Genomic DNA, 924 nt, shown 5'->3' on the forward strand with positions numbered 1-924 from the left:
CAGCGCGCGCTGGGCGAAACCTGGAAGCTCGACGCTGCGCTGTTCCGCAGTGATATCAACGATCTCCTGCAATCGGTGCGCATCGATGCCGGCGCCTGCTCCAGCCCGCCCTGCTCGCAGATGCAGAACGTCGACAAGGCGCGGGTGAACGGCCTGGAGCTGGCCCTGGACGGCGCCTTCCTCGGCTGGGACATGGCCTTCAACTACCTCTACCTGGATCGCACCAACCGCTCCGACGACCGCGTCCGGCTCACCGATACGCCGCGCCACAAGGCTTTCGCCAGCCTCAGCCGGGAGATCGGCCGCTGGCGCCTGCAGACGAGCGCCGACCTGGCCTCGCGGCGCTACACCTCCACCGACGGCCTGCAGGTCGCCCACGGGTTCGCGGTGATCGACAGCAAACTCGGCTACCGCTTCGACGGCGGCCTGCTGCTGGAGGCTGGCGTGCAGAACCTCTTCGACCGCGACTACGAATACGCCGAGGGCTACCCGGAACCGGGCCGTACCTACCTGGTGCAAGGCAACCTGACCTTCTGATCGAGGAAATCGCCATGTCCGTTCACCCAACCCTCAGCCGCCGGCGCCTGCTCGGCGGCATGGCGCAGCTCGGCCTGTTCTGCGCGGTACGCCCGCTGCTGGCCGCGCCCCGCGAGCTGACCGTGCTCACCAGTTACTCGGAAACCGTGCTCGCGCGAATGGAGGAGGCCTTCGAGCGTGCCTATCCGCAGTACCGGCTGAACCTGCTCTGGCGCATGCCGCACGATGCCATCGGCTACCTGTCGCAACCGCGCCAGGGCGATGTCGACGTCTACTGGGCGGCCTCGCCGCGGACCTTCGAGGCGCTGCGCCAGCAGGGCGCCTGGCGCGCGCTGCCGGTGGCGGACGCCGGCCTGGCCGACCACATCGGCGCCTTGCCGCTGCTCG

The 924-nt window shown here is 69.2% G+C and carries 1 protein-coding gene and 1 pseudogene; both read left to right on the forward strand.

Annotated features, from left to right (window positions below):
* On the forward strand, window positions 1-537 hold a 537-nt coding region (locus B2X67_RS13715), incomplete at its 5' end, for a TonB-dependent receptor domain-containing protein (RefSeq protein WP_286785838.1).
* Between the two features lie 14 nt (window positions 538-551).
* Window positions 552-924: pseudogene (locus B2X67_RS13720) on the forward strand (hypothetical protein); the annotation flags it as partial.

It is taken from the genome of Pseudomonas sp. UBA3153 (genome assembly GCF_002364635.1).
GTDB classification, from domain to species: domain Bacteria; phylum Pseudomonadota; class Gammaproteobacteria; order Pseudomonadales; family Pseudomonadaceae; genus Pseudomonas_O; species Pseudomonas_O kuykendallii.